Annotated in this window: 1 tRNA gene and 2 rRNA genes (1 of these 3 running past the window's edge); all 3 read left to right on the top strand. The window is 47.9% G+C overall.

Going from position 1 to position 2,820, the window contains the following annotated elements:
• The first annotated feature begins 310 nt into the window (after positions 1-310).
• Positions 311-1,860: ribosomal RNA gene (locus BMZ93_RS06505) — 16S ribosomal RNA — on the top strand.
• A 98-nt stretch (positions 1,861-1,958) separates the two neighbouring features.
• A tRNA-Ala gene (locus BMZ93_RS06500) sits at positions 1,959-2,031 on the top strand.
• A gap of 181 nt (positions 2,032-2,212) precedes the next feature.
• Positions 2,213-2,820 (top strand): 23S ribosomal RNA (locus tag BMZ93_RS06495); it runs 2,298 nt beyond the window's last position.
• The 16S and 23S rRNA genes sit together here with 1 tRNA gene alongside, the layout of an rRNA operon.

Below are 2,820 nucleotides of genomic sequence, written 5' to 3'. Positions count from 1 at the left end.
CGGTATACTAATTATTGTTCCTTGCGAGGGACAAGCGGTTATCAAGTTTTGCTTGATAATCACCAGCAAAACTCATCAAAATAGTTGTTGCACAAGTTGCTAACATCTGTTACAATAAATGAGTTGCCCAATCGGGTTAGCACATTGAAAACTGAACAAAACTTTGAACAAACAAATCTGTAACGAGATTTAGCTTTGACAGCTAAATCTAACAAATTTGCGAAGTCAATTCGTAACAAACAATAAACGGATAGGCGTTATCGGATAGATAACAAATAGTCAGTTTAATCGAAGAGCAATCTTCAAACTTTAACATGAGAGTTTGATCCTGGCTCAGGATGAACGCTGGCGGCGTGCCTAATACATGCAAGTCGTACGAACAGCGGAAAGTGCTTGCACTTTCCAAGTAAGTGGCGAACGGGTGAGTAACACGTGAATAACCTGCCTCAAAGTCTGGGATAACCACTGGAAACAGTGACTAATACCGGATAAAACCCAGTAGCACATGCTACAAGGTTAAAAGCTGCGTTTGCAGCGCTTTAAGATGGATTCGCGGTGCATTAGTTAGTTGGTGAGGTAAAGGCTCACCAAGACGATGATGCATAGCCGAGTTGAGAGACTGACCGGCCACATTGGGACTGAGACACGGCCCAAACTCCTACGGGAGGCTGCAGTAGGGAATCTTCCACAATGGGCGCAAGCCTGATGGAGCAACGCCGCGTGTGTGATGAAGGCTTTCGGGTCGTAAAGCACTGTTGTATGGGAAGAACGGGTTCATGAGGAAATGCATGAGCAGTGACGGTACCATACCAGAAAGGGACGGCTAAATACGTGCCAGCAGCCGCGGTAATACGTATGTCCCGAGCGTTATCCGGATTTATTGGGCGTAAAGCGAGCGCAGACGGTTCGATAAGTCTGAAGTGAAAGCCCACAGCTCAACTGTGGAATGGCTTTGGAAACTGTCGAACTTGAGTGCAGTAGAGGTAAGTGGAACTCCATGTGTAGCGGTGGAATGCGTAGATATATGGAAGAACACCAGTGGCGAAGGCGGCTTACTGGACTGCAACTGACGTTGAGGCTCGAAAGTGTGGGTAGCAAACAGGATTAGATACCCTGGTAGTCCACACCGTAAACGATGGATACTAGTTGTTAGAGGGTTTCCGCCCTTTAGTGACGAAGCAAACGCATTAAGTATCCCGCCTGGGGAGTACGACCGCAAGGTTGAAACTCAAAGGAATTGACGGGGACCCGCACAAGCGGTGGAGCATGTGGTTTAATTCGAAGCAACGCGAAGAACCTTACCAGGTCTTGACATCCTTTGAAGGTCTAAGAGATTAGGCTGTCTTCTTCGGAAGCAAAGTGACAGGTGGTGCATGGCCGTCGTCAGCTCGTGTCGTGAGATGTTGGGTTAAGTCCCGCAACGAGCGCAACCCTTATGTTTAGTTGCCAGCATTCAGTTGGGCACTCTAGACAGACTGCCGGTGACAAACCGGAGGAAGGCGGGGACGACGTCAGGTCATCATGCCCCTTATGACCTGGGCTACACACGTGCTACAATGGCGTATACAACGAGCAGCGAACCTGTGAGGGTAAGCGAATCTCTTAAAGTACGTCTCAGTTCGGATTGTAGTCTGCAACTCGACTACATGAAGTCGGAATCGCTAGTAATCGCGGATCAGCATGCCGCGGTGAATACGTTCCCGGGTCTTGTACACACCGCCCGTCACACCATGGGAGTTGGTAATGCCCAAAGCCGGTGGCCTAACCTTCGGGGAGGAGCCGTCTAAGGCAGGACTGATGACTGGGGTGAAGTCGTAACAAGGTAGCCGTAGGAGAACCTGCGGCTGGATCACCTCCTTTCTAAGGATAACCGGAACGTTACAGCGGCTTAGGTGCCAATTTGAATTGTTACAAAGTTTTGTTTAGTTTTGAGTGTGTCTACTCTACCGATTAGGTACGGGGGATTAGCTCAGCTGGGAGAGCACCTGCTTTGCAAGCAGGGGGTCATCGGTTCGATCCCGATATTCTCCATTGACTGGTCAAACAGTCAAGCTTGAACATTGAAAACTGAATAATCAAGAAAATCTTTTAAAATCAAGAAATTGATTCTTAAATAAACCGAGAAACAACACAAGTTCTTTAATAAAGAACGGTTTAATCGCAGGTCTGAAAAATGACCAACTCATAAAACTGATCCAACTGATAAAGTTGTGGTTAAGTGAATAAGGGCGCGTGGTGGATGCCTTGGCACTAGGAGCCGATGAAGGACGTGACTAACTACGATAAGCTTCGGGGAGCGGTAAGTACGCTATGATCCGGAGATTTCCGAATGGGGAAACCCAACATTTTAATGTTACTAGTAAGTGAATACATAGCTTACTAGAGGAATACGCTGTGAACTGAAACATCTCATTAGCAGCAGGAGCAGAAAGAAAAATCGATTCCCATAGTAGCGGCGAGCGAAGTGGGAAGAGCCCAAACCAGAGTGCTTGCATTCTGGGGTTGTAGGACTGTCGTTGAGTTACCAAATCAGCATTTAGGTGAAAACGTTGGGAAGCGTTATCAAAGAGGGTGATAATCCCGTAACCGAAAGATGCCTGATCTCCAGACAGTATCCTGAGTACGGCCGGACACGAGAAATCCGGTCGGAATCCGCGGGGACCATCCCGTAAGGCTAAATACTCCCTAGTGACCGATAGTGAACCAGTACCGTGAGGGAAAGGTGAAAAGCACCCCGGAAGGGGAGTGAAATAGTTCCTGAAACCACGACGCCTACAAGAAGTCAGAGCCCGTTAAAGGGTGATGGCGTGCCTTTTGTAG

This window comes from Fructobacillus durionis (assembly GCF_900112405.1).
In the GTDB taxonomy this organism is placed as follows: Bacteria; Bacillota; Bacilli; order Lactobacillales; family Lactobacillaceae; genus Fructobacillus; species Fructobacillus durionis.
This window is presented reverse-complemented; position numbering and strand designations above follow the sequence as displayed.